Origin of the sequence: Clavibacter vidaverae, assembly GCF_047529985.1 — a bacterium.
Taxonomy (GTDB): domain Bacteria; phylum Actinomycetota; class Actinomycetes; order Actinomycetales; family Microbacteriaceae; genus Clavibacter; species Clavibacter nebraskensis_A.
The window spans coordinates 215,315-240,089 of the sequence record NZ_JBLJAM010000002.1 but is presented as its reverse complement, the minus strand read 5'-3'; the positions used below and the strand labels follow the sequence as shown (position 1 = coordinate 240,089).

The 24,775-nt window shown below is 77.2% G+C and carries 14 protein-coding genes; 10 read left to right on the top strand and 4 right to left on the bottom strand.

From position 1 onward, the window contains the following. Nucleotides 1–58 precede the first annotated feature (58 nt). From ACMT9T_RS13810 to ACMT9T_RS13785, 6 genes are all read left to right on the top strand, one after another. Nucleotides 59–1,648 carry a serine/threonine-protein kinase gene (locus ACMT9T_RS13810; protein WP_414746089.1) on the top strand — a complete coding sequence of 530 codons (1,590 nt, stop codon included), beginning with the start codon at nt 59–61 and terminating at the stop codon, nt 1,646–1,648. Continuing rightward, nucleotides 1,645–7,623, top strand: a complete 5,979-nt coding sequence (locus ACMT9T_RS13805) for an Ig-like domain-containing protein (protein ID WP_414746088.1) — start codon at nt 1,645–1,647, stop codon at nt 7,621–7,623. Before ACMT9T_RS13810 ends, ACMT9T_RS13805 begins: the two co-directional genes overlap by 4 nt. Before the next feature lie 59 nt (nt 7,624–7,682). Then, nucleotides 7,683–8,684 carry an AAA family ATPase gene (locus ACMT9T_RS13800; protein WP_414746087.1) on the top strand — a complete coding sequence of 334 codons (1,002 nt, stop codon included), beginning with the start codon at nt 7,683–7,685 and terminating at the stop codon, nt 8,682–8,684. Continuing rightward, nucleotides 8,681–10,207 (top strand): DUF58 domain-containing protein, encoded by a 1,527-nt coding sequence (locus ACMT9T_RS13795; protein ID WP_414746086.1) that lies wholly within the window; start codon nt 8,681–8,683, stop codon nt 10,205–10,207. The genes ACMT9T_RS13800 and ACMT9T_RS13795 overlap by 4 nt, the downstream gene beginning before the upstream one ends. A 104-nt stretch (nt 10,208–10,311) precedes the next feature. Further along, nucleotides 10,312–12,738: a transglutaminaseTgpA domain-containing protein gene (locus tag ACMT9T_RS13790; protein WP_414746085.1), complete on the top strand. Its 2,427-nt coding sequence runs from the start codon at nt 10,312–10,314 to the stop codon at nt 12,736–12,738. A gap of 89 nt (nt 12,739–12,827) precedes the next feature. Continuing rightward, nucleotides 12,828–15,986: an FtsK/SpoIIIE domain-containing protein gene (locus tag ACMT9T_RS13785; RefSeq protein WP_414746084.1), complete on the top strand. Its 3,159-nt coding sequence runs from the start codon at nt 12,828–12,830 to the stop codon at nt 15,984–15,986. Here ACMT9T_RS13785 and ACMT9T_RS13780 read toward each other — a convergent pair. Next, nucleotides 15,976–16,983, bottom strand: a complete 1,008-nt coding sequence (locus tag ACMT9T_RS13780) for an asparaginase (protein WP_414746083.1) — start codon at nt 16,981–16,983, stop codon at nt 15,976–15,978. The genes ACMT9T_RS13785 and ACMT9T_RS13780 overlap by 11 nt on opposite strands. Continuing rightward, on the bottom strand, nt 16,983–18,398 hold the full coding sequence (gene gabT / locus ACMT9T_RS13775; RefSeq protein ID WP_414746082.1) for a 4-aminobutyrate--2-oxoglutarate transaminase: 1,416 nt from the start codon (nt 18,396–18,398) through the stop codon (nt 16,983–16,985). Before gabT ends, ACMT9T_RS13780 begins: the two co-directional genes overlap by 1 nt. Before the next feature lie 71 nt (nt 18,399–18,469). Between gabT and ACMT9T_RS13770 the strand changes: the two genes are divergently transcribed. From ACMT9T_RS13770 to ACMT9T_RS13760, 3 genes are all read left to right on the top strand, one after another. After that, nucleotides 18,470–18,955 carry an OsmC family protein gene (locus ACMT9T_RS13770; protein WP_414746081.1) on the top strand — a complete coding sequence of 162 codons (486 nt, stop codon included), beginning with the start codon at nt 18,470–18,472 and terminating at the stop codon, nt 18,953–18,955. Nucleotides 18,956–19,098: 143 nt separating this feature from the next. After that, complete coding sequence (locus ACMT9T_RS13765) at nt 19,099–20,106, top strand: FKBP-type peptidyl-prolyl cis-trans isomerase (RefSeq protein ID WP_414746080.1); 1,008 nt, start codon at nt 19,099–19,101, stop codon at nt 20,104–20,106. Nucleotides 20,107–20,114: 8 nt separating this feature from the next. After that, a complete protein-coding gene (locus ACMT9T_RS13760; RefSeq protein ID WP_414746079.1) occupies nt 20,115–21,197 on the top strand; it encodes a 1-deoxy-D-xylulose-5-phosphate reductoisomerase in 1,083 nt (360 codons plus the stop codon). A 118-nt stretch (nt 21,198–21,315) separates the two neighbouring features. On the opposite strand, the gene ACMT9T_RS13755 is transcribed toward ACMT9T_RS13760, so the two are convergent. Further along, nucleotides 21,316–21,918, bottom strand: a complete 603-nt coding sequence (locus tag ACMT9T_RS13755) for a hypothetical protein (RefSeq protein ID WP_414746078.1) — start codon at nt 21,916–21,918, stop codon at nt 21,316–21,318. Then, the gene (locus tag ACMT9T_RS13750; protein WP_414746077.1) at nt 21,915–23,171 is read right to left on the bottom strand and encodes a serine/threonine-protein kinase; all 1,257 of its coding nucleotides are present in this window, start codon (nt 23,169–23,171) and stop codon (nt 21,915–21,917) included. The genes ACMT9T_RS13755 and ACMT9T_RS13750 overlap by 4 nt, the downstream gene beginning before the upstream one ends. A gap of 165 nt (nt 23,172–23,336) precedes the next feature. Between ACMT9T_RS13750 and ACMT9T_RS13745 the strand changes: the two genes are divergently transcribed. Then, nucleotides 23,337–24,764, top strand: a complete 1,428-nt coding sequence (locus tag ACMT9T_RS13745; RefSeq protein WP_414746076.1) for a M50 family metallopeptidase — start codon at nt 23,337–23,339, stop codon at nt 24,762–24,764. The last annotated feature ends 11 nt before the right edge of the window (nt 24,765–24,775 follow it).

Below are 24,775 nucleotides of genomic sequence, written 5' to 3'. Positions count from 1 at the left end.
ACAACCCGCCCGCCGCCCGCACCAGCCCCTGCGTCGGTCCGAACCCGAAGAGGGGGCCATGGCCAGACGCCTGCCGTCGACCCCGCCGGTGCTGCCGGGGTTCACGTACGTGACGGTGCTCGGATCCGGCGGCTTCGCCGACGTGTTCCTCTACGAGCAGGACATGCCGCGCCGCCAGGTCGCCGTGAAGGTCATGCTCGCGGAGATCGTGACGGAGCGCCTGCGCGCCATGTTCCGCGCCGAGGCCGACCTCATGGCGCAACTGAGCGCGCACCCGTCCGTGCTCACCGTGCACCAGGCGTCTGTCGCCGCCGACGGCCGGCCGTACCTCGTGATGGAGCTGTGCTCGTCGAGCCTCAGCGACCGCTACCGCCGCGAGCCGCTGGGCGTCGCCGAGGCGCTGCGCGTGGGGATCCGCATCGCGAGCGCCGTGGAGACCGCCCACCGCGCGGGCGTGCTGCACCGCGACATCAAGCCCGCGAACATCCTCACGACCGCGTTCGGGCACCCCGTGCTCAGCGACTTCGGCATCGCGTCCACGCTCGAGGACGCCGCGGCGACCGACGCGGTGGGCCTGTCGATCCCGTGGTCGGCGCCCGAGGTGCTCGCCGAGGAGAACCCGGGCACCGTGCGGAGCGAGGTGTGGTCGCTCGCGGCGACCGTGTACTCGCTGCTCGCGGGGCGCAGCCCGTTCGAGGTGCCGGGCGGGCAGAACGCGCCCGCGGACCTGGTCGCGCGGATCCAGCGGGCGAGGCCGCTGCCGACCGGGCGCGCCGACGTGCCCGAGCGGCTGGAGCTGGTTCTGCGCCGCGCGATGTCGCGGGAGCCGTCGGCGCGGCCGGAGTCCGCGCTGGCGTTCGTGCGCGAGCTGCAGGCGGTGGAGGCGGAGCTGCGGCTGGCGCAGACGCCGCTCGAGGTCGCGAGCGAGGAGTGGGCGTCCGCGGTCGCGGGGGGCGCCGGCGAGGACGACGACCCGACGCGCGTGCGCGGCATCGTGCAGGTGGATCCCGGGACGACCGGGCCGCGCAGGCCCCGGCGGGTGCGGCGGAAGGCGACGGCGACGGCGACGCATGCGCGCGCCGCGGATCCGGGTCAGCGGGCGGCGCGCGGCAGCCGGGTTCCGGCAGCGGGAGCCGCGGCGACCGCGTCCGATCCCGTGCGCGCGGGATCCGCGTCCACGTCGCTCGGCCGGTCCGGATCCGGGCCCGTCGGCGCCTCGACGCCCGGCCGGGGACCCGCGGCCGCCCCGCGGTCCTTCCTCGCCCGGCACCGCGTCGCGGTCGCGGCGGCGGCGGCCGGCGCGGTGGTCGCGAGCGTGCTCGTGGGCGTGCTGCTCGGCGGGTCCCGCGGCGGCACCGACCCGCGCGACATCCCCGTGGTCGGCGAGATCCGCGCGTCGACCGCCGCCGACGGCGTGCTGTTCTCCTGGAGCGACCCGGGCCTCGACGCCGACGACGCGTACCAGGTGGTGCGCGACGGCGGCCTGCCGAGCACGCAGCGCGACACGTCCTTCCGCGTGACGACGGGCCCGACCGCCGCGGCGAGCGCGGCGGGCACGGGCGACCGCGCCTGCATCCGCGTCACCGTCACGCGCGACGGCATCGCCGGGGCGGCGTCCACCGAGAAGTGCGCGGAGCTGCCGCGATGATCCGCGAGTGGATCCGGCGGCACCGCCAGGCCGCGACCACCGTCACGGGCGGCGCCGTCGTGCTCGCCCTCCTCACGGGCTTCGCCCTCGTCTCCGACGGCTACGACGCGCAGCGCGTCGACCTCGACGACGGGTCGGTGTGGGTCGTCAACTCCGCGCAGCAGGCCATCGGCCGCGCCAACACGTCCGTGCTCGAGCTCGACAGCGTCGTCGACTCCCGCAGCGAGGACATCGACGTGCTGCAGGCCGGATCCACCGTGCTGCTCGCCGACCGCGGCGCCTCCCGCCTCGACGTGGTGGACGACGCCACGAGCGAGGTGGTCGACACGGCCCCGCTGCCGGCGGGCGCCGAGGTCATGCTCGCGGGGTCGCGCGCCGCGATCCTCGTGCCCGCCACCGGCCAGCTCTGGCTCGTGCCGGTGGCCGGCCTCGCCGCGTTCGACGCCGCGAGCCCGCCGACCCTCGCGCTCGGCGCGGACGCGGTCGCGTCGATGGACGACGACGGCACGCTCCTCGTCTACTCGGCCGACGCGGGCACGCTCTCGCGCATCCGGGCGGCCACCGACGACACGGTCGAGGAGACCGTGGACGTGGGGCCCGTGGGCGCGCCCGTGGAGGAGCAGGCGGACGCCGCGGCCGATCCCGCGGCGGCCGTCGGCGGCGAGACCGTCCAGGCGGGGGATCCGGGCCGGCCGGCCGGGCAGCGCCTCGCGCTCACCGGGGTCGACGGGCACTGGGCCCTCTACGACGCCGACGCGCGCGCCCTCCTCGTGGACGGCCGCGCGGTCGACCTGGCCGGATCCGTGGCCGCGGACGCGCGCGTCGCCCTGCAGCGCGCGTCGTCCGACGGCGGCAGCGTGCTCGTCGCCCACTCGGGCGGGCTCCTCGAGGTGCCCGTCGCGGGCGGCGGCCCGGTGGTCGTGACCGCGGACGTCCGCGGCGACCCCGCGCGCCCGGTGCGCGTCGCCGGCTGCGAGCACGCCGGCTGGACCGACGGATCCGGGTGGCAGCGCTGCCTCGCGCCCGCGACGCTCGCCGACGAGGTCGCGGGGGACGCGCGGCGCACCGCAGCGGGGGCCGCGAGCGGCCTCGGCGCGATGCCCGCCCAGGCGGCCCTCCGCTTCCTGGTCGACGGCGCGCGCGTGGTGCTCAACGACGTGCGCGGCGGCGCGGCGTGGGCCGTGCAGCGCGGCGACGGCCGCATCGACAACTGGTCGGACCTCATCGACCGCGACCGCTCCGACACCGTCGTGGAGCAGAACACGGCCGACACCCCGCCCGAGACCGACCGCGTGCAGCAGCCGCCCGTCGCGGTCGACGACGACCTCGGCGCCCGCCCCGGCCGCACCACCGCGCTGCCCGTGCTCCTCAACGACCACGACCCGAACGGCGACGTGCTCGTGATCGACTCCGTCACGCCCGTGGACGCGGAGGTGGGCGCGGTCGACGTCGTCGACGAGGGCCAGGGCCTCCAGCTCGCGCTCCGGCCCTCCGCGTCCGGGACCGTGCGCCTCTCCTACGTCGTGAGCGACGGCCGCGGCGGCACCGCGACCGCCGACGTCCGCGTCGCCGTGCGCACCGCGGGCGAGAACGGCGCGCCCGTGCAGTCCCGGCCCGCGACGGGCACCGTGGCCGAGGGCGACCGGCTGCAGACCGACGTGCTGGGCGGCTGGTACGACCCCGACGGGGATCCGATGTACCTCACGCGCGCGAGCGTCCCCGCGCCCGACGCCGTCAGCTGGAAGCCCGAGGGCCGCGTCGTCTACACGGACGCGGGCGCCGGCGGCGACACGCGCACGGTCGCGCTCCAGGTGTCCGACGGGCGCGAGGAGGGATCCGGCGAGCTCGTCGTCACCGTGCGCCGGGCCGGCGACGTGCCGCTCGTCGCCGAGGGCTTCGTCGTCCAGGCGGCCATCGGGCGCGAGGTCACGGTGGAGCCGCTGACGCACGCGCGCGGCGGGAGCGGGGCGATCCGGCTGGCGGCCGTGCCCGCGCGGGCCGGCGTGCAGATCACGCCCGACCTCGAGGCCGGCACCTTCCGCCTCCAGGGCGGCCAGGCGGGCACGCACCTGCTCGAGTACACGGTGACCGACGGGCGCGCGACCGCGACGGGCGTCGTGCGGGTCGAGGTGCGCGGCGCCCCCGAGTCCGACGGCCGGCCGGTGACCGTCCCGCACACGGTGTTCGTGCGGGCGCTCCAGGCCACCGACGTGGACGTGCTCGCGACCGACTTCGACCCCGCGGGCGGCGTGCTCGTGATCACCGACGCGGCCTCCCCGGGCGACGCCGCGGGCGTGCGCGCGGAGGTCGTGCAGCAGCGGCTCGTGCGGATCAGCCTGACCCGGCCGCTCGCCGGGCCCGTGGACGTGGGGTACCGCGTGAGCAACGGCGTCGCCTCGGCCGAGGGCGTCATCACCGTGATCGAGGTGCCCGAGCCCGCCGTGCGCCAGCCGCCCGTCGCGACCGACGACCGCGTGGCCGTGCGCGTGGGCGACGCGGTCGACGTGCCCGTGCTCGCCAACGACGAGCAGCCCGACGGCGACGCGCTGCGCCTCGACCCCGTGCTGGTGGATCCGCTGCCCGAGGGCGCCGGCCTCCTCTTCGCGAGCGACGACCGCCTCCGCTACCTCGCGCCCGACCGCACGGGCGACTACACGGCCGTCTACCGGGCGGTCGCGCCCGACGGGCAGTGGGCGACCGCCACCCTCACCATCTCCGTGCGCGAGCCCGACGTCGCGACGAACGCCGCGCCCGTGCCGCGCCCGCTCACCGCGCGCGTGCTCGCGGGGGAGACCGTGCGGATCCCCGTGCCGCTCACGGGCATCGACCCCGACGGCGACTCCGTGCGCCTCCTCGGGCAGGACACCGGGCCCGAGAAGGGCCAGGTCACCGAGGTCGGGCCGGGCTGGATCGACTACCAGGCGGGCGACTACTCCACCGGCACGGACGCGTTCGCGTACGCCGTGGTCGACGGGCTCGGCGCGCGCGCGACCGGCACCGTGCGCGTGGGGATCAGCCCGCGCGTCGACGGCGCCCGGAACCCCGTCGCGACCGCCGACACCGTCACCGTGCGGCCCGGCCGGGTGCTGCGCGTGCAGGTGCTCGCCAACGACACGGATCCGGACGGCGGCGCGCTGTCGCTCGTCTCCGTGCAGCCGCAGGCCGCGGGCCTCGTCGCCGGGCTCGACGGCGACACCGTGCGCGTCGTGGCGCCCGAGCAGGCGGGTCGCTACGGCTTCGTCTACGGCGTGCGGAACGCGCGCGGCGGCAGCGACGAGGCGTTCCTCACGGTCATCGTGGATCCGGCCGCGCCGCCCACGCGGCCCGTCGCGCGCGACACCGTGCTCCAGCTCTCCGACGTGCTCGACCGGTCGAGCGTCGACGTCGACGTCATGCGCAACGTCTTCTCCGCCGAGGGCGACGTGTCGGCGCTCGTGATGAGCGTGGGCGCGGGCTACGAGGACGTGGCGCGCGTGACCCCCGACGGCCGGATCCGCGTGGAGGTCGGCGACGAGCGCCGCATCGTCCCGTTCACCGTCGCGCAGCCCGACGACGCGGGCGTCTCCGCGACGGCGTTCATCTGGGTGCCCGGCTTCGAGGACACGCTCCCGCAGCTGCGCGTCGGCCAGCCGCGGCCGACCGTCGCGAGCGGCGAGCGGCTCGTGCTCGACCTCGAGGACCACGTGGTCGCGGCCGGCGGGCGCGCCGTGCGGATCGCCGACCCCAACGCGCTCTCCGCGACGCACGCCGACGGGCCGGTCGAGCTCGTGGAGGAGGACACGATCGCGTACCGCAGCGAGCCGGGCTACTTCGGGCCCGCGGCCGTCTCGTTCACGGTGACCGACGCGGCCGGCGACGGCGGGCGCACGGCCGCGCTCGTGCTGCCCGTCACCGTCACGCCCACCGAGAACCAGCCGCCCGTCTTCACGGGCGCGGTCATCGACCTGGAGCCCGGGCAGTCCAAGGACATCGACCTCGGCCGCCTCACCACGTACCCCTACGCCGACGACCGCGGGCAGCTCGCGTTCGCGGTGGAGGGGGCGGTGGCGGCCGGGTTCCGCGCGTCGGTCGACGGCGGCACGCTGCGGATCTCCGCGGACGAGGGCGTGCCCGCGGGCCAGGCCGCGTCCTTCCCCGTGAGCGTGCGCGACGCGACGCAGACCGGGCGCGCGGGCCGCGTCGACCTGCGCGTCGTGCCCTCGACCCGGCCGCTCGCGCAGCCCGCGACCGACGAGGGCGAGGTGACCCGCGGATCCTCGACCACCGTCGACGTGCTCGCCAACGACCAGGCCGGCAACCCGTTCCCCGGCACGCCGCTCACGGTCGCGTCCATCCGCGGCGCGGACGGCGCGAGCCTCCCCGCGGGCGTGACCGTGACGCCGTCGGCCGACCGCGCGACGCTCGCCGTGAGCGCGTCCGCCGACGCCGAGCCCGGCGACGTGCGCGTGCAGTACGAGGTGCGTGACGCCACGGGCGACGCGGGCCGGGCGGCGTTCGGCACCGTCGTGATCCACGTGCAGGACCGCCCGGGCCCGGTCACGGCCCTGCGCTCCACGGGCTTCGCCGACCGCTCGCTCACGGTCGCGTTCGAGCCGGGCGTCGCCAACGGATCCGCGATCACGGGCTACCAGGTGCGCGTGCTCCGCGGCGGCACGGCCACCGCGACCGTCACCTGCCCGTCCACCACGTGCACCGTTCCGACGCCCGGCAACGGCCCCGCGGACGCGGTGCAGGTGGAGGTGCGGGCCGTCAACGGCGTGGGCGAGTCGGATCCGGTCGCGATCTCCGGCCTCTGGTCGGACGTGCTCCCCGCGGCGCCCGCGGGCCTCGCCACCCAGCCGCTGACGGACGGCCTGCGCGTGTCGTGGCAGCCGTCCGCCGTGCCGTCGTCGTCGAGCCCTGTGACGCAGTACGTCGTGACGGTCGGCGGCGTGACCCGGCAGGTCGCCGCGGACGCCACGGGCGTCGAGGTGCGGGATCCGTCGCTCGTCGCCGAGGTGCCCGTCGCCGTGAGCGTGGCCGCGCGCAACAGCGCCCAGGTGCAGGACGCGGCCGCGTGGCTCGCCGCGTCCGTCGTCGGCACGCCGCGCGGCGCCCCGACCGCGACCGGCGCGCCGACCGCGACCGCGTACGGGGTCGACGAGACGAGCGTCACCGTGTCGTGGCCGGCGTTCCAGGGCCAGGGCGTCGACGGGATCCGCTACCTCGTCTCCGCGTACGCGCCCGGATCCGCGCCCGGCTGCTCCGTCGCCACCGAGGGCGTGTCGCCGTGGTCGGCCGAGCACGGCGCCGCGGTCGACGTGGGCGGGGCCACCAGCCACGTCTTCACGGGACTCGCCATCGACGAGCCCGTCGCCTTCGCGGTGCTCGCCGCCAACAGCCAGGGCTGCACGGTCGTCGAGGCCGGCCAGCTCACGCCGCGCACGGCGCCGTCCACGCCCGTCGTCCGCGTCGACCTGCCGAGCCCCGACCGCTCGGCCGACGGCGTCTTCCGCGCGGTCCTCGCCGACGCCCGCTACCGGCCGGGCGACCCGTCCGCGTCCGCGCTGCTGCTGTACCGCGTCGACGGGCAGGGCGACGGCGTCCCGATCGGCGTCGGCCAGGCGCTCACGCTGCCGCGCACGGGCGTCGGCGCGACGATCCAGGTGCGCGTCCTCGAGGACTCGGGCGACGGGCGCCAGCGCTCGAGCGGCTGGTCGGATCCCGTCTCCGCCGGTACCGCCGTCGACGCGCGCGCGGGCGACGTGCGGTTCGCGACCGACGGGTCCGGCGCGACGAGCGCCTCCTGGACCTCCCTACCGTCGGGCGGCGGCTACGCGCGGAGCGAGTGGCGCTGCGGCGGCCAGGGCGCGTGGACCGACGCGTCCTCGGGGGCGGCCGGATCCTGCGCGATCCCCGCGGGCGGCGAGCGGATCCTCGAGGTGCGCGTCACCGCGAACTCGGGCAACCTGTACACGTACGCCCACCGCGGATGACGGCCGACCCCGCGGCCCTCCCGCCGGCGACCACGGCCGCACCCGAGAGGCACGCCCCCATGACGATGACCGCCGACGAGGCCCGCGCCTTCCAGGACGAGTTCGCCGCGCTCGTGCGCAACGTGGAGCAGGTGCTCCTCGGCAAGTCGCACGTGGTGCGCCTCGCGTTCACGGCCATGGTCACGGGCGGGCACCTGCTGCTCGAGGACGTGCCCGGCACCGGCAAGACCTCGCTCGCGCGCGCCATGGCGCAGACCGTCGACGGCTCGCACAGCCGCGTCCAGTTCACGCCCGACGTGCTGCCCGGCGACATCACGGGCGTCAGCGTCTACGACCAGCGCACGGGCGAGTTCGAGTTCCACCGCGGGCCCGTGTTCGCGAGCATCGTGCTGGCCGACGAGATCAACCGCGCGAGCCCGAAGACGCAGTCCGCGCTCCTCGAGGTGATGGAGGAGGGCCGCGTCACGGTCGACGGCGTGCCCCACGACGTGGGCGACCCGTTCATGGTCATCGCGACGCAGAACCCCGTCGAGCAGGCCGGCACCTACGCGCTGCCCGAGGCGCAGCTCGACCGGTTCCTGCTGCGCACCTCCATCGGGTACCCCGACCACGAGTCGATGCTGCGGATCCTGCAGGGCGCGTCCGTGAGCGCCCACGACGTGACGCTCGCGCCCGTCGCGTCGGCCGCGTCCGTGCGGGCGCTGCAGGAGCGCGCGGGCACCGTGCACGTGGACCCGTCGATCGCCGACTACGTGGTGCGCCTCGTCGACGCGACGCGCGTCGCGCCCGAGGTGCGCCTGGGCGCGAGCGTGCGCGGCGCCCTCGCGCTCGTGCGCGCCGCCCGCACCTGGGCCGCCGCCGACGGCCGGCACTACGTGGTGCCCGACGACGTCAAGGCGCTCGCCGAGCCCGTGCTCGCGCACCGCCTGCTGCTGGATCCCGAGGCCGAGTTCGACGGCGTGACGCCCACGAGCGTGCTGTCGCAGATCCTCATCGAGACCGCGCCGCCGCGCGACCGGCACGCCGGGGCGCCGTCCCCGGGCCACGGCGCGGCCGGATGAGCGCGGTCGGGACGGGCGGCGCGCCCGGTCCCGTCGCGGGTCCCGTCGCCGCAGCACCCGCCGTCGTCCCCGCCGCCGCGGCGCCCGGGGCCGCGGGCGCCCCGCTCGCGCCCGCCCCGCCGCGGAACGCGCTCGTCCGCCTCCTCGGGGTCGTCACGCCGCTCGGCAGGGTCGTCGCGATCGCGGCGGTCGTCGCGGGCGCGGCCGGCTACGCGCTCGGCTGGCGCGAGCTCGTCGCGGTCGCCTGGACCTCGGCAGCCCTCTGGGTCGTCGCGCTGCTGCACCTCGTCGGCTCCTCGGGCGTCGAGGTGTCGCTGCGCCTGCCGCGCGACCGCGTCGTGGCGGGGGAGCGCGCGCCCGCGACCGTCGCCGTGCGGAACCCGCTGCGGCGCCGGGCCGTGGGCCTCACGGTCGAGGTGCCCGTGGGATCCGGGCTGGCCGAGATCCACGTGCCCTCCCTCGCGCACGGCCACGCGCACGAGGACGTGTTCGTCGTGCCTACCTCGCGCCGCGGCGTGATCGCGCTGGGCCCTGCCCGCATCGTGCGCGGCGACCCGATCGGCCTGGTGCGCCGCGAGTCCGCCGAGGCCGCCGCGACCCGGCTGCTCGTGCACCCGCGCACGCTCGCGATGCCCAGCACGAGCACGGGCTTCGTCCGCGACCTCGAGGGCCGCGCCACGCGCGACCTCGCCGACAGCGACGTGTCGTTCCAGTCGCTCCGCGAGTACGTGCCGGGCGACGCCGTGCGGCACATCCACTGGCGCTCCACGGCGAAGACCGGCGTGCCCATGGTGCGGCGTTTCGAGGAGACCCGGCGGAGCCACATCATGGTCGCGCTGTCGCTGCACGCGGGGGACTACGGGGCGGCGGGCGCGGGCGACGCGGGCGACGGCTCCGGGCCGGCCTCGGGCGGCGAGCCGGGGATCCCCGCGGGCGGCACCACGGTCGCGGCCGGGCGCGCGGCGGGCGCGCTCCCCGGATCCACCGCCGACGCCGAGTTCGAGCTGGCCGTGAGCGTCGTCGGATCCCTGGGGGCGCGCGCCATCGTCGACGCGCGCACCGTGTCGGTCGTCGCCAGCGCCGGCCGCGCGGGCCGGCCGCGCGCCCGCCGCCTGCCGACCGTCCCGACGCTGCCCGGCCTCGCGCGCACCGTCCGCCGACCCGGCCCCGCCGCCTCCCGCTCCGCGCGCCTGCGCCGCCTCGCGACCGTCACGCCGGACCGCCTCCTCGACGACCTCGCGGAGATCGGCGCGGACGACCGCGCCGCGCCCCTCGGGGAGCTCGCGCGCGCCGCGGCCGCCGAGGTCGCGGGCGTCTCCGTCGTCTTCCTCGTCTGCGGCACGGGCGCCGCGCCCGCCGCGATCCGCTCGGCCGCGGTCGGCTTCCCGCCCGGCGTGCAGGTGGTCGCGGTCGTGTGCGACCCCGAGGCCGAGCCCGGCCTCCGCCGCCTCGGCGACCTCAGCGTCCTCACGATCGGCTACCTCGACGACCTGCGCCAGGCGCTGCGGCGGGGCGCGTCGTGAGCGGGGCGGGCGGTCGGCGCGCGGATCGCGGGTCGGACGCGGGCGTCGGATCCGGAGGTCGTCGCCGCGCGTCGTCGGGCGCGCGCGCCGGCGGTCGCTCCGTCGTGCCCCGCGGATCCCGCGACCCCGGCCGCACCCTCGTCCCCGTCCTCGCGATCGCGCTCCTCACGGCGATCGCCGCGGCCGCGTTCTGGCCCGTGCACCGCGACGCGTCCTTCCTCCGGATGGCGGGGACCACGCTCGTCGTCGGCGCGCTCGTCGCCGTCGCGGGCGCGCGCCTGCGCTGGGGCAGCGCGGTCGTCGCGGGCGCCGTGGTCGTCGCGTTCCTCGCGCTCGGCGTGCCGCTCGCGGTGCCGTCGCGGGCGGTCGACGGCTGGCGGCCCACGCTCGACGGCCTGGGCGAGCTCGTCGAGGGCGCGTCGCTCGGCATCGTGCGGCTGCTGACCATCGCGCTGCCGGTGGGCGACTACCAGGCGCTCCTCGTCCCGGCGTTCGCGCTCGTGCTGCTCGGATCCACGATCGGCGTCACGGCGGCGCTCCGCAGCAGGCGGCCCGAGCTCGCGGTGCTCCCGTCCCTCGTGATCCTCGTCGTCGCGGCCGCCCTCGGCCCCGACCGCAGCCAGGGCCCCGACTCCGCGGACGCCTCGGGACTCCTGGTGCCGCTCGCGCTCGCGTGGCTCGCGACGGCCCTCCTCTGGATCGCCCGCTGCCGCTGGCGCCGTCGGCACCGCGCCGTCCGCCGCCTCGGCCGCCAGGCGGGGATCCCCGTGGAGTCCGCCGCCGACCGGCGCCGCTCGGGCACCCGCGCGGGGATCTCCGCGGCCGTCGTCCTCGCCGTCGCGCTCGTCGCGGGCGTCGCCGCCACGAGCGCCGCCCCGCCCGAGGCGTCGCGCGCGGGCCTCCGCTCGGCGGTGGAGCAGCCGTTCGATCCGCGCGACCAGGTCAGCCCGCTCTCGTCCTTCCGCACCTACTGGAAGGCGCCGACGGCGGACGCGACGCTGCTCACCGTCGCCGGCCTGCCCGCGGGCGGCCGCGTGCGGCTCGCCGCGCTCGACACCTACGACGGCGTCGTCTACGGCACGGGCGGCGCGCGCGGCAGCGTCGACGCGTCACGCACGGGCCAGGCATCGGGGACGTTCGCGCGCGTGCCGTATCGGCTCGACCAGACGGGCGTCCCGGGCGACCACGTCACCCTCGACGTCGTCATCGACGCGTACCGCGGCGTCTGGTTGCCGGGCGCGGGCCGCCTCGAGCGCATCGGCTTCGCGGGCGACGACGGGCGCCTCGCCGACTCCTTCTACTACGACGACGCCACGGCCACCGGCGCCGTGATCGGCGGGCTGGCCGCCGGCGACGCCTACGAGCTCGAGGCCGTCGTCGCCTCGACGCCGCCGCTGGAGTCCCTCGCCGACGAGCGCCCGGGCGACGCCGTGGCGCCGCGGCCCACGGGCGTGCCCGACGAGGTGGCGGCCCGCGTGCAGGCGTCCACGGCGGCGCCCGACGGCGCGACCGCGGGCGGCACGGACGCCGGCGTCGGAACGTCCGCCGCGCCCGGCGCCCGGCTCGTCGCCGCGATCTCCGCCCTCCGCGCCGACGGCTACGTGAGCCACGGAGTGGGCGACGCGCCCTTCAGCCGCTCCGGCCACTCGGCCGAGCGCATCGCCGACCTCCTCACGACCCGGCCCATGCTGGGCGACGCCGAGCAGTACGCCGTCGCGGCCGCCCTCCTCGCCGACGACCTCGGCTTCCCGGTGCGCGTCGTCATGGGCTTCGCGCCCGGCGAGGCGGCCGTGCGCGAGGCCGGCGGCGCACCGGTCGCGGTCCGCGGATCCGACGTCACCGCCTGGATCGAGGTCGACACGGCGTCCTCCGGCTGGGTCGCGGTGGATCCGAACCCGCCCGTCCGCGACGTCCCCGACGCCCTGCCCGACGAGCCCACCGAGGTCGCCCGCCCGCAGACCGTGCTGCCGCCGCCCGTCGAGGAGCAGGCCGAGCCGGAGGACCGCACGCCGCCCGACGCGAGCCGCGACGACCGGCCCGAGGTGGATCCCGCGCTCCAGGCCGTGCTCGCCGCCGTGCGCGTGGCGGGCTGGTCGCTGCTCGCGCTGGGGCTCGCGGCCTCGCCCTTCCTCGCGGTGGTGGGCGCGAAGGTCCGCCGGCGCCGCCGTCGACGCGGGGCCCCGGACGCGCGGGCCCGGGTCGGCGGGGCGTGGGACGAGTTCCGCGACGGCGCGATGGACCGCGGCCTCGTGCGGCCCGTCGCCGCCACCCGCCGCGAGGTCGCGCGGCTCGCCGGGGTCGGCGGCGCGCGCGGGCTCGCGGATGTGGCCGACGAGTCGGCGTTCGCGCCGGGCGAGGTCCCCGATCCGCTCGCCGACGCCGCCTGGCGCCGCGTCGACGAGCTGGCCGCGCGCATGGACGCCGGGCGGACCCGGCGGCAGCGGCTGCGCGCGCTCGTGTCGCTCGCGTCGCTGCGAGGGTCGCGCGGCATCCCGGGCGCGCGCGCCGCTCGGCGCCGACCGCGCCGCTGACGCCCCTCCCCAGGGCGCGCGCCCGCGCTCCGTCCCCGGATCCGGTCCGCGTCGGCCGTCCGGTGCTCGCGGCGTGGTGTCGTCGCCCCGTGGACATCGCCCCGCCCCCGTCGCCCCCGCCCACCCCGCCGCCGCCGTTCCCCGTGCTCGGCGTCGCGGCGCCGCTCGTGGTGAGCGTCGCCGTCTGGGCCGTCACGCGCTCGCCGTACGCGCTGCTGTTCGCGGCCCTCGGCCCCGTGGTCGCCGTCGCGGGCGTCGCCGACCAGCGCATCTCCGGCCGCCGGTCGGCCCGCCGCGCCGCGCGGGAGGCGCGGGAGGCGACCGCGCGCCTGCACGACGAGGTGCGGGCGCGCATCGCCGCCGCGGGCGCGGCGCTCCGGTCCCGCGCGCCGTCGGCCCGCGAGATCCTCGACGGGCGCGCCAACCCGGCGCTGCTCTGGCGGGCGGATCCCGGCGGCGGCGAGGCGGCGCCCGTGCTCGCGCTCGGCACGGGCGAGGTGCCCAGCGGTCTGGTCTGGCGGGGGGATCCGCGGGCGCGAGTGGCCGACGCGGGCCCGCCCTCCCGCCGCCGCGCCCTCGCGCGCGCCTCCCGTGCCCGGCGCCCGACCCCCAGCGCCGCGTCGACGCCGGGCGAGCCCGCGCGCTGGGCGGATCTCGTCCGCTGGGTCCCCGACGCGCCCGTGCTCGTCGCCTCCACCGGCGGCCTCGGGCTCCGCGGCGGGGCCGCCCTGGTCGCGCCCGTGCTCCGGGCCGCCCTGGTCCAGCTCGTCCACGCCCTCCCGCCGGACGACCTCCGCATCGTGTCCCGCCCGGCCGGCCCCGAGTGGGACTGGCTGGAGCGCCTGCCGCACGCCGCCGAGGGCATCCGCACGGACGCCGGCACGCCGGGGGAGCCGGGCGCGTCCGCCGTCCGCCTGCGCCTCGGCGCGCGCGAGGTGGTGCTCGCCGCGGCGCCTCGGGTCGAGTCGCTCCCGGCCGCGTGCCGCACGGTGCTCGACGTCCGCGGCCCGGGCACCGCGCGGATCCTCGCAGCCGACCCCGCGCCGCACGCGCCGTCCGCGCCGGCGGGCCCCGACGCCCTGCTCCCGCCCGATGCCGCCGGGGACGATCCGCCCGGCCCGTCCGTCCGCGACGGCGTCCCGTCCCCGCGGCTCACCCGCACCGGCCTGCTGCGTCCGGAGCTGGTGTCCCTCACGGAGGCGGAGCGCCTCGCCGACGAGCTGGCCGCCCTCGCGCGGCACCGCGGGCTCGCGGCGGCGCGCGCGCCCCTCCCGGCGCGCGTGCCGTTCGCCGACCTCCCCGTCGCCGCCGGCCGGTCCGAGCGCCCGCGCACCCTGGCGGCCGTCGTGGGCGTCGGGCACGCCGGTCCCGCCACGGTGGACCTCGTCGCGGACGGCCCGCACGCGGTCGTCGCCGGCACGACGGGCAGCGGCAAGAGCGAGCTGCTGGTCACGTGGATGGCGGCCCTCGCCGCGGCCCACCCGCCCGAGGACGTCACCGTGCTCCTCGTCGACTTCAAGGGCGGCGCGGCATTCGATCCGCTGCTCGTCCTGCCGCACGCGGTCGGCCTGGTCACCGACCTCGACGGCCAGGGCGCGCGCCGCGCCCTCGAGAGCCTGCGCGCCGAGATCCGCCACCGCGAGCGGACCCTCCGCGCGGCCGGTGCCCGCGACGTCGACGACCCGGCCGCCGCGGGGATCCTGCCGCGCCTCGTCATCGTCGTCGACGAGCTCGCCGCCCTCCTCGCCGACCAGGACGGCCTGCACGAGGTCGTCGCCGACATCGCGGCGCGCGGGCGCTCGCTGGGCATGCACCTGGTCCTCTGCACGCAGCGGCCCGCGGGCGTCGTGCGCGACGCCGTGCTCGCCAACTGCGACCTGCGCCTCTCGTTGCGCGTCAACAACGAGGCCGACAGCCGGGCGCTCCTCGGCACCGTCGAGGCCGCGCGCCTCGCGGACGCGCCCGTCGGCCGCTGCCTCGTCGGCTCGCACGGCGCTCCGGCCCGGCCGTTCCAGGTCGCGGTCACGACCCCGGACGACCTCGCGCGCATCGCCGCCGCCCGGCCCACGGCGGTCCCCGTCCGGCGCCCGTGGCTGGATCCGCTCCCCGCGACCGTCCCGCTGGCCGAGCTCGCGGGATCCGCGCCCGTCGCGTCCCCGGGCGCCCCGCCCGCCGTCCCCTTCGCCCTCGTCGACCTGCCCGCGGAGCAGCGGCGCACGACGGCCGTCTGGCGACCCGCGGCGGACGGGCACCTGGTCGTCGTCGGCGGATCGGGATCCGGCCGGAGCACGTGCCTGCGCACCCTCGCGGCGTCCGCGGCCGCCGTCGGCGTCGAGGCGCGGACGATCCCGGCGGACGCGGAGGCCTGCTGGGACGGGTTGGGCGCCGTCGTCGCCCGCATCCGGGAGCCCGGCGGCCCGCGCGATCCGCTCCTCGTCCTGGTCGACGACCTCGACGTCGCCGTCTCGCGCCTGGAGCCGGAGCACCAGGCGGCCCTCCTCGAGCTCGTCGCCGTCGTCGGCCGCGAGGGCCCGCTCGCCGGGGTGGCCCTCGCGGTCGCGGGGCGCCGTGCGGGCGGGCCGCTGCAGGCCGTGGGCGCCGCGGCCGGCCCGCCCGTGATCCTCCCGCTGCCCACCCGGCAGGAGCACGTGCTCGCGGGCGGCGACGCGCGCCTCTTCGACGGCCGCGCGACCCCCGGCGCGGGGGAGTGGCGCGGCGAGCGGATCCAGGTGGCGCAGCCGCCCGCGGACGCGCCCGCACCGGACGGGGCACGCGTCCGCGCACCCGATCCCGCGCCGCGCGCCGTCCTGGAGGCAGGGGTCGTCCACGCCCTCGTCACGCCGTCGCCCGTCGCGGCGGTCGCGCGCCTCCGCGGGCTCGGCGTCGACGCCGTCGAGGCCGCGGACCTGCCGCCGGGCTGGCAGCCGGTCCCCGCGCGGGGCTTGACGGTCGTGGTCGCGGATCCCGACGGCTGGCTGGCGCGCGGCCCGCTCCTGGCAGCGGTCCGCCGCGAGGGCAGCGTCGTGCTCGAGGGCTGCGCGCCGCGCGACGTGCGCACGCTGCTGCGCGTCCGCGCGGTGCCGCCGCCCCTCGCGCCCGTCCCCGGACGCGCGTGGCTCGTCACCCCGGCCGGCGACGTGCGCCGTGCCTCGTGGCCGCCGCGGGCGGCAGCCGCGCCGCAGTCGCAGCAGCAGCCGGACGCGACGCCGGCTCCCGCGACGGCACCGCGCGCCGGGGTCAGCCGATGAGCGTCGGCGACACCCGGATCTCGCCGACGGGCACGCCGCCGCCGAGCACCACGAGGTCGAGGTCGGGGCGCACGCGCTCCACGTCGTCCCGCGTGATCGCGCCCGCCTCGGCGAGCAGCTCGAGCGCCACGATGGTGGACGCACGCAGGCTGCCGTCGAGCGTCTTCGAGGCCACGGTGGTGCCGTCGGGAGCGGTCATGATCATGATCCCCTCGGCCCCGCCCTTGGCGAAGAGCCCGAGCTGCTCGATCACCACGGTGTTCGCGCGGCCCGGCCCGTCGATGGCCCAGCCGTGCGCACGCACGGCCGCCGTCAGCGCGGCCGCGTGGCGGTACAGCGCGAACGGCGAGCCGGGCGCGGAGGTCGCGATGCGGTGGATCCCGCGCGCGAGCGCCGTGAGCGACATCGCGTGCACGGGGGCGCCGCAGCCGTCGATGCCGGTCGTCGCGATGCGCTCGCCCGTGAAGCGCTCGACCACGTCGCGGATCCGCACCTGCAGGGGGTGGTCCGGGTGCAGGTAGTCGTCGGTCGACCACCCGTTGGTGGTGCAGGCGAGGAGCATCGCCGCGTGCTTGCCCGAGCAGTTCATGTAGACGGGGGAGGCGGGGATCCCGGCGCGCACGAGCTCGTCGCGCGCGGCCCGGTCGAGCGGCCAGTCGGCGGGGCAGCGCAGGGCGGACTCGTCGAGCCCGGCCTTCGCGAGGATCCCGCGCACCACCTCCACGTGCCGCGGGGTCGCCGCGTGGCTCGCCGTGGCGAGCACGTGCTCCTCCTCGGTGAGCTCGGCGCCGCTCGCGAGCACCGCGAGCGCCTGGAACGGCTTCATGCTCGAGCGCGGGAACACGGGGCTGGCGACGTCGCCGACCTCGCGCACCACCTCGCCCGCGCCCGAGAGCACCACGGCGGCGCCGACGTGGCGCGACTCCACGAAGCCGCTGCGGTCGAGCACCGCGAGCTCCACGGCGCCCTGGACGGGGATCGTCTCGACGGCCGCCATCAGAGAGCCCGGAGCGCGTCGGCGATCACGCCGAGGGCGTCGTCGAGCAGCTCCTCGGAGATCGCGAGGCTCGGGAGGAAGCGGAGCACGTTGCCGTACGTGCCGGCCGTGAGGATGATCACGCCGTGCGCGTGGCAGTACGCCGCGATGGCCGCGACCGCGTCGGCGTTCGGCTCCTTCGTGGTGGATCCGGTCCCCGGCTGCACGAGCTCGATCGCCGTCATGGCGCCGATGCCGCGCACGTCGCCGATGATGTCGTGCTCCTCCTGGAGCGCGGTGAGCGCGCGGTGCAGGTGGTCGCCGATGCGGGTGGCCTCGGCGAGCAGGTCGTGCGCCTCGATCGCCTCGAACACGGCGACGGCCGCCGCGGCGGCGACGGGGTTGCCGCCGAACGTGCCGCCGAGCCCGCCGGGGAGCGCCGAGTCCATGATCTCCGCGCGGCCGGTCACGCCCGCGAGCGGCAGGCCGCCCGCGATGCCCTTGGCCGTGAGCACGAGGTCGGGCACGAGCCCGAGGTGCTCGCTCGCGAAGAAGCGTCCCGTGCGCGCGATGCCCGACTGGATCTCGTCGGCGATGAAGACCACGCCGTTCGCCGTGCACCACTCCTGGAGCGCGGGGAGGAAGCCGTCCGCGGGCACCATGAATCCGCCCTCGCCCTGGATGGGCTCGGCGACCACGCACGCGAGGTCGGTCGCGCCGATGCGCTTCTCGAGGTACGAGATGGTGCGCGCCGCGGCCTCGGCGCCGGAGAGGCCGTCGTGATAGGGGTACGAGCTCGGCGCGTGGTAGACGTCGCCCGCGAACGGGCCGAAGCCGGTGCCGTAGGGCGACGCCTTGTAGTTCATGGCCATCGTGAGGTTCGTGCGGCCGTGGTACCCGTGGTCGAGCACCGCCACCGCACGGCGGCCGGTGTGCTTGCGCGCGATCTTCACGCCGTTCTCCACGGCCTCCGCGCCCGAGTTCACGAGCACGGTGCGCTTCTCGTGCGTGCCGGGCGTGTGCTCCGCGAGGAGCTCCGCCACGCGCACGTACTCCTCGTACGGCGTGACGGTGAAGAGCGTGTGGATCACGTCGCCGAGCTGCTCGGTCGCCGCGTCCACGACCTCCTGGCGCGTGTGGCCGACGGTGGTCACGCCGATGCCGGCGCCCAGGTCGATGAAGCGGTTGCCGTCCACGTCCTCGACGACCGCGCCGTGGGCGCGCGCGACGTAGACGGGCAGCAGCGACGAGACGCCGGGCGGCACGACGCGCTTCCGGCGCTCGTGCAGCTCGCGGGAGAGCGGGCCGGGGATCTCCGTCACGATGCGTCGCTCCTGCGGCACCTGCGGGCGCGCGTCGCGGGCGGACGCGGCGGGGGAGTCGGAGGCGGAGCCGGCGGGAGTGCCGACGCGGGCGGAGTCCAGGGTGTCTGTCATGATCCGGCGATCCTACCGGCGGGGGCAGCCGGATCCAGGAGGGCGACGGCCCCGTTCGGTAGCGTGATCGCATGCAGATCGAGCACCGGTACGCCCTGTCCCTCGAGTGGACGGGCGACCGCGGATCCGGCACCTCCGACCACCGCTCCTACGGCCGCGACCACGTCGTGCGGGCCGTCGGCAAGCACGACCTCCTCGGATCCGCCGACCGCCCGTTCCGCGGGGACGTGGACCGCTGGAACCCGGAGGAGACCCTCATCTCGGCGCTCGCGCAGTGCCACCTCCTCAGCTACCTGCACGCGGCCGCGGCGGCGGGCGTCGTGGTGGTCGGCTACTCCGACGAGCCCACCGGCACCATGCGCCAGACGGACGGCGGGGGCGGGCACTTCGTCGAGGTCACGCTGCGGCCGGTCGTCACCGTGCGGGATCCCGCCCAGGTCGAGCTCGCGACCTCGCTGCACCAGGGCGCCTCCGAGCGGTGCTTCATCGCGGCGAGCGTCGCCTTCCCCGTGCACCACGAGCCGCGCACGGTCGTCGCGGGCGCTCCGAGCGCCTGACCCCGGGTCCTCCCCAGCGCGCGACGGCCCGCGCCGGCGGCCGCATTCCACCCCTGTCAGGCGGCCCCCGGCCGCGTCGGGCAGACTGTGCGGGTCCCTCCCACATACCTGGTGCGTCCGGCGCGCCGATGAAAGCGACTCCCGTGAAGCGACGCATCCCCCTCACCCTGGCCGCGGCCGCCGTCCTGGCGCTGTCCGCCTGCTCCGGCAGCGGCGCGCCGAACGCGGATCCGTCCGCGAGCCCGACGGCCGGCGCACGCACCGCGGGAGCCAGCTGCATCGACACCCCGTCGGGCGACGCCTCGAAGTCCGTCAAGGTCTCCGGCGACTTCGGCAAGGCCCCCGACGTCACGGTCGACGGTCCGCTCACGGCCGACACGACCGAGCGCACCGTCGTCACCGAGGGTGACGGCGACGAGGTCGGCGCGGGCTCCACCGCGAACATCGCGCTCGCCGCCTACAACGGCAAGACGGGCGAGGCCATCTCGCAGCTCGCCTACAACGCGGACGCCCCGCTCCCCGCCACCCTCGACGACAGCGCGCTCGTCCCCGGCGTCGTCCGCGCGGTCGAGTGCACCACGGTCGGCAGCCGCGTCGTCGCGGTCGTGCCCGCAGCCGACGGCTTCGCCGCCGACCAGGCCTCGCAGCTCGGCCTCGGCGCCGACGACCCCATCGTCATCGTGGTCGACGTGCTGAGCCAGGTCCCCACGCGCGCCGACGGCGCCGACCAGCCGGCGCCCGACGGGTTCCCGGCGGTCACGCTGGCGGACAACGGCGCGCCCACCATCACCATCCCGGACGCGGCCCCGCCCGCCGAGACGAAGATCGCGAACCTCAAGGTCGGCGACGGCGCCGAGGTCACCGACGGCGCCAACGTCACCGTGCAGTACACGGGCATCAACTGGAACACCAAGAAGGTCTTCGACTCGAGCTGGGACAAGGGCGCCAAGCCCGTCTCGTTCCAGACGAGCGGCGTCATCCCCGGCTTCACGAAGGCGCTCGTCGGCCAGAAGGTGGGCTCGCAGGTCATCGCGATCATCCCGCCCGCCGACGGCTACGGCGACAAGGGCCAGGGCGACGACATCGGCGGCACCGACACCATCGTGTTCGTCGTCGACATCCTCGGCACCCAGTCCGCCCCGGCCCAGTAGGAGCAGCCGTGCGCCGCGTCATCGTCCTCGGATCAACGGGCTCCATCGGCGTGCAGGCCCTCGAGGTCATCGCGCGCCACCCCGAGCTGTTCGAGGTGGTCGGGCTCGGTGCCGGCAGCAAGCGCGAGGCGCTCGCCGAGCAGGCGCGCGTCGCGGGCGTCGAGCACACGGCGCTCGGCGCCGACGAGGCGGAGCAGCTCATCCGCTCGGTCGACGCCGACGTGGTGCTCAACGGCATCACCGGATCCGTCGGGCTCGGCCCCACGCTCGCCGCGCTGGAGGAGGGCCGCACGCTCGCCCTCGCCAACAAGGAGTCGCTCATCGTCGGCGGCGAGCTGGTGCGCTCCCTCGCGCGGCCGGGCCAGCTCGTCCCCGTCGACTCGGAGCACTCCGCCATCGCGCAGGCGCTCCGCGGCGGCACGCCGGAGGAGGTCCGGCGCCTCGTCGTGACCGCGTCCGGCGGTCCGTTCCGCGGCCGCACCCGCGCGGAGCTCGAGCACGTGACGCCGCGCGAGGCTCTCGCGCACCCCACCTGGGACATGGGCCTCGTCATCACGACGAACTCGTCCACGCTCGTCAACAAGGGCCTCGAGGTCATCGAGGCGCACCTGCTCTTCGACGTGCCCTACGAGCGGATCGACGTGGTCGTCCACCCGCAGTCGCTCGTGCACTCCATGGTCGAGTTCATCGACGGGTCCACGCTCGCGCAGGCGTCGCCGCCGGACATGCGCCTCCCCATCGCGCTCGGGCTCAACTGGCCGCACCGCATGCACGACGTGGGCGTCCCCATCGACTGGACCCGTGCCGCGACCTGGACCTTCGCGCCGCTCGACGACGACGCGTTCCCCGCCGTCCTCCTGGCCAAGCAGGTCGGCGCGGCCGGATCCACGTACCCGGCCGTCTACAACGCCGCGAACGAGCAGGCCGTGCAGGCCTTCCACGCGGGACGCGCCGGCTTCCTCGACATCGTCGACACGATCCGCCGGGTCGTCGACGCCCACGAGCCCGCGTCCGGCCCGCTCACCCGCGAGTCGCTCGCCGAGGCGGAGCGCTGGGCGCGCGCCGAGGCCGACCGCGTGCTGGGGGTCTGACCGCGAGGTCGGACGCCTGCCGATCCCGGCGACGCGCGGCCCCGCGCAGCGCGCCGCAGCGGATCGCCGCCGGGATCGCGCCGCAGCTCAGCCGTACCCCGGCTCAGCCGTTCGCAGCTCAGCCGTTCCCCGAACCGCCGTTGCCGTTCCCGTTGCCCGGATTCCCGGACCCGCCGTTCCCGTTCCCGTTCCCCGAACCGTTCCCCGCTCCGCCGCCCTCGCCCTGGGTGGGGCTCGGAGTCGGCGTGGGGGACGGGGCCGGCGTGCGGGTGGGCGTGGGCGTCGGCGTCGGCGAGGGAGCCGGCGTGCGCGAGGGCGTGGGCGTCGGCGAGGGGCTCTTCGAGGGCGTGGGCGTGGGCGTCGGCGTGGACCCCGCGGCGTCGCGTGCGGCCTCCAGCTGCGCGCGGACGGCGTCGATGCGTGCGATGACCTCGTCGTGGCGGGCCTGGTCGATGGACGCGTCGGCCAGGTCGGCCTCGACGGCAGCCCGCAGCTCCTCGAGCTGGGCGAGCGCCTTGGCGTAGTCGCCGTCGGCCGACGACTGCGTCACCGACAGCGTGCGCTGCTGCAGGTCGTCGAGCGCGCGATCCTCCGGGGTGGAGGATCCGGCGCAGCCCGCGAGCAGCAGGACCGTCGTGGTGGCGACCGCGAGGCCGGCGGCGGCGCGTGCGCGGAGCGTGCGGCGCGTGGGCGAGGCGGTGCGGGTGGATGTGCGGATCACGGGGCGTCCTCCACGCTCTTCTGCAGCTCCTCGAGGCTGGCGCCGAGGGGTCCGGGGACGGACGGGTACGAGGTGTCGCGGTCCTGCATGGCGTTGACGGTCACGACGCCGACCACGGCGGCCGCGGCGATCAGCACGGAGACGACCGCGATGCTGAGGGCGCGGCTGCCGCGCCGCTTCGCGGGGTCGCGGTCCGCCGGGGCGGCCCCGACGGGATCCGCGGGCGCGTTCCGGGCGGTCGGGGCGTCGTAGCCGACGGCGGGCGCCTGCGCGGCGCCGAACCGCTCCGTCCGGGCGTCCGGATCCGCGAATCCACCGGCACCGGCGGCACCCGCGGCGCCGAACGCGGCGGCACCTGCGGCGGGCAGCACGCGCGTCGAGGAGGCGGTCGGCTCGTCGACCGTGGACGTGGGGGCGCGTCCGGTCCGCAGCTCCGCCGCGACCTCGCGCGCGGTCGGCCGGGAGGCGGGGTCGCGCCGGGTCATGCGGGAGAGGAGGTCCACCCAGGCGGTCCCGAGTCGGGCGGGGATCTCCGGGTCGCGCACCACGCGCGCCATGGTCGACTCGGCGGCCGTGCCCGGGAAGGTGCGGCGTCCGGTGAGGCACTCGAGGAGCACGAGGCCGAGCGCGTACACGTCGGTCGGCGCGCCGACCTCCTCGCCGAGCGCCTGCTCGGGGCTCAGGTAGCTGACGGTGCCGACGATGGATCCGGTCGAGGTGAGGCGCGTGCCGTCGACGAGCCGGGCGATGCCGAAGTCGGTGAGCTTCGCGGCGGCCGGCTCGTCGTCCTCGGGCGTCGCGAGCAGCACGTTGGCGGGCTTCACGTCCCGGTGCACGACGCCGCGGCGGTGGATGTAGCCGAGCGCGTCCGCGAGGATCCCGCCGATGCGCGCGACCTCGGGCCCGGGCAGCGGCCCCTCCTTCATGCGGTCGGCGAGCGTGGTGCCGTCGACGATCTCCATCACGATGAAGGCGAGCACGCGGTCGGCGACCACGTCGTCGCCCACGTCGAACAGCGTCACGAGGCCGGGGTGGCTGAGGCCCGCGAGCATACGCACCTCGCCCTCCTGGCGCTCGACCTCGCCCGGGTCGGCCGAGTCGGTCGCGAAGACCTTGACCGCGACCTCGCGGCCGAGCGTCTCGTCCGCGGCGCGGTACACGGTGGCCATGCCGCCGCGTCCGAGCAGGCCGCTGATGCGGTACCGGCCGGCCAGCAGCGTGCCGGCGAGGCCGTCGGTCCGTTCTCCGGGCATGGGGGCACCTCTCGTCAGGGATCCCAGCGTAGTGCGGCGCTCCTGCGCGGCACCCGGCCGCCCCGCCCCGCCCCGCGTGCCCGCCGCGCGTGCCCGACGGGCGTGCCCGCCGGATCCGCGCCACGGCGGCGTCCGCCCAGGGTGCGGCGGGTAGCCTCTCCCACCATGGACGGCGTCTTCCTCTACATCCTCGGGGTGCTCATCATCGTGGTCGGCGTCGCCGTGTCCATCGGACTGCACGAGGTCGGTCACCTGGTGCCCGCGAAGGCCTTCGGCGTGCGCGTCACGCAGTACATGATCGGCTTCGGGCCGACGATCCTCAGCCGCCGGAAGGGCGAGACCGAGTACGGGGTCAAGGCCATCCCGCTGGGCGGCTACATCTCCATGATCGGCATGTTCCCGCCGCAGAGCTCGCGCGCCGGCACGAGCAGCACGGGCATCGCGCAGCTGGTCGGCCCCGACGCCCGTCGCGGCGCCGCGGCCGACGGCGGATCCCCGCCCGCCCCCGACGCCGACGACCGCGCCGGCCGCGGCTTCTTCGACCTCCTCGTGCAGGACGCCCGCCAGGCGAGCGCCGAGAGCGTCGGCGACGAGGAGGACCGCGCCTTCTACAAGCTGCCCGTGCTCAAGCGCATGGTCATCATGCTCGGCGGCCCGGCCATGAACTTCCTGCTCGCGATCGTGCTCTTCGCCGTCGTCCTCTGCGGCTTCGGCGTCACGACGCCCACCACGACCGTCGGCCAGGTGAACGCGTGCATCGTGCCCGCCGGATCCACCGCGTCGGCCGACCCCGCCACCTGCCCCGCCGGCGCTCCCGCGGCCCCCGGCGCCGCGGCGGGCCTCCAGCCCGGCGACACGATCGTGAGCATCGACGGCACGCCGATCACCGCGTGGGACCAGGTCACGAGCACGGTCCAGGTGTCCGCCGGCAAGGAGCTCGACGTCGTCGTGGAGCGCGACGGCGCCCGGCAGACGCTCGCCATCACGCCCGTGCTCACGGAGCAGGCCGTCCCCGGATCCCGCGGCGCCCCCGAGGTCGACGAGCAGGGGAACCCGGTCACGCGCGAGGTCGGACTCATCGGCTTCAGCCCCACGCAGGCCGTGCAGCAGCAGCCGCTCTCGGCCGCGTTCACGACCACGGGCGAGAACATGGCCGCCGTCGGCAACCTCATCCTCAACCTCCCGCAGCGCCTGGTCGACGTCGGCCGCGCGGCGTTCGGCGGCGGCGAGCGCGACCCCAACGGACCCATGAGCGTGGTCGGCGTCGGCCGCGTGGCGGGCGAGATCGCGAGCCTCGACGAGACGCCGGTCGCGTCGCGCGCCTCCGCGATGATCGGCCTGGTCGCCTCCCTCAACGTGGCGCTCGGCATGATCAACCTCCTGCCGCTCCTGCCGCTCGACGGCGGGCACGTGCTCGGCGCGGTCGTGGAGGGCGTGCGCCGCTTCCTCGCCAAGGCGTTCGGCCGCCGCGATCCCGGCCCGGTCGACGTCGCGAAGCTCATGCCCCTGACCTTCGTGGTCGTGATCCTCTTCGGCGCCATGAGCGCGCTGCTGATCTTCGCCGACCTCGTCAACCCCGTCCGCCTGACCTGACCGCCCGTCGC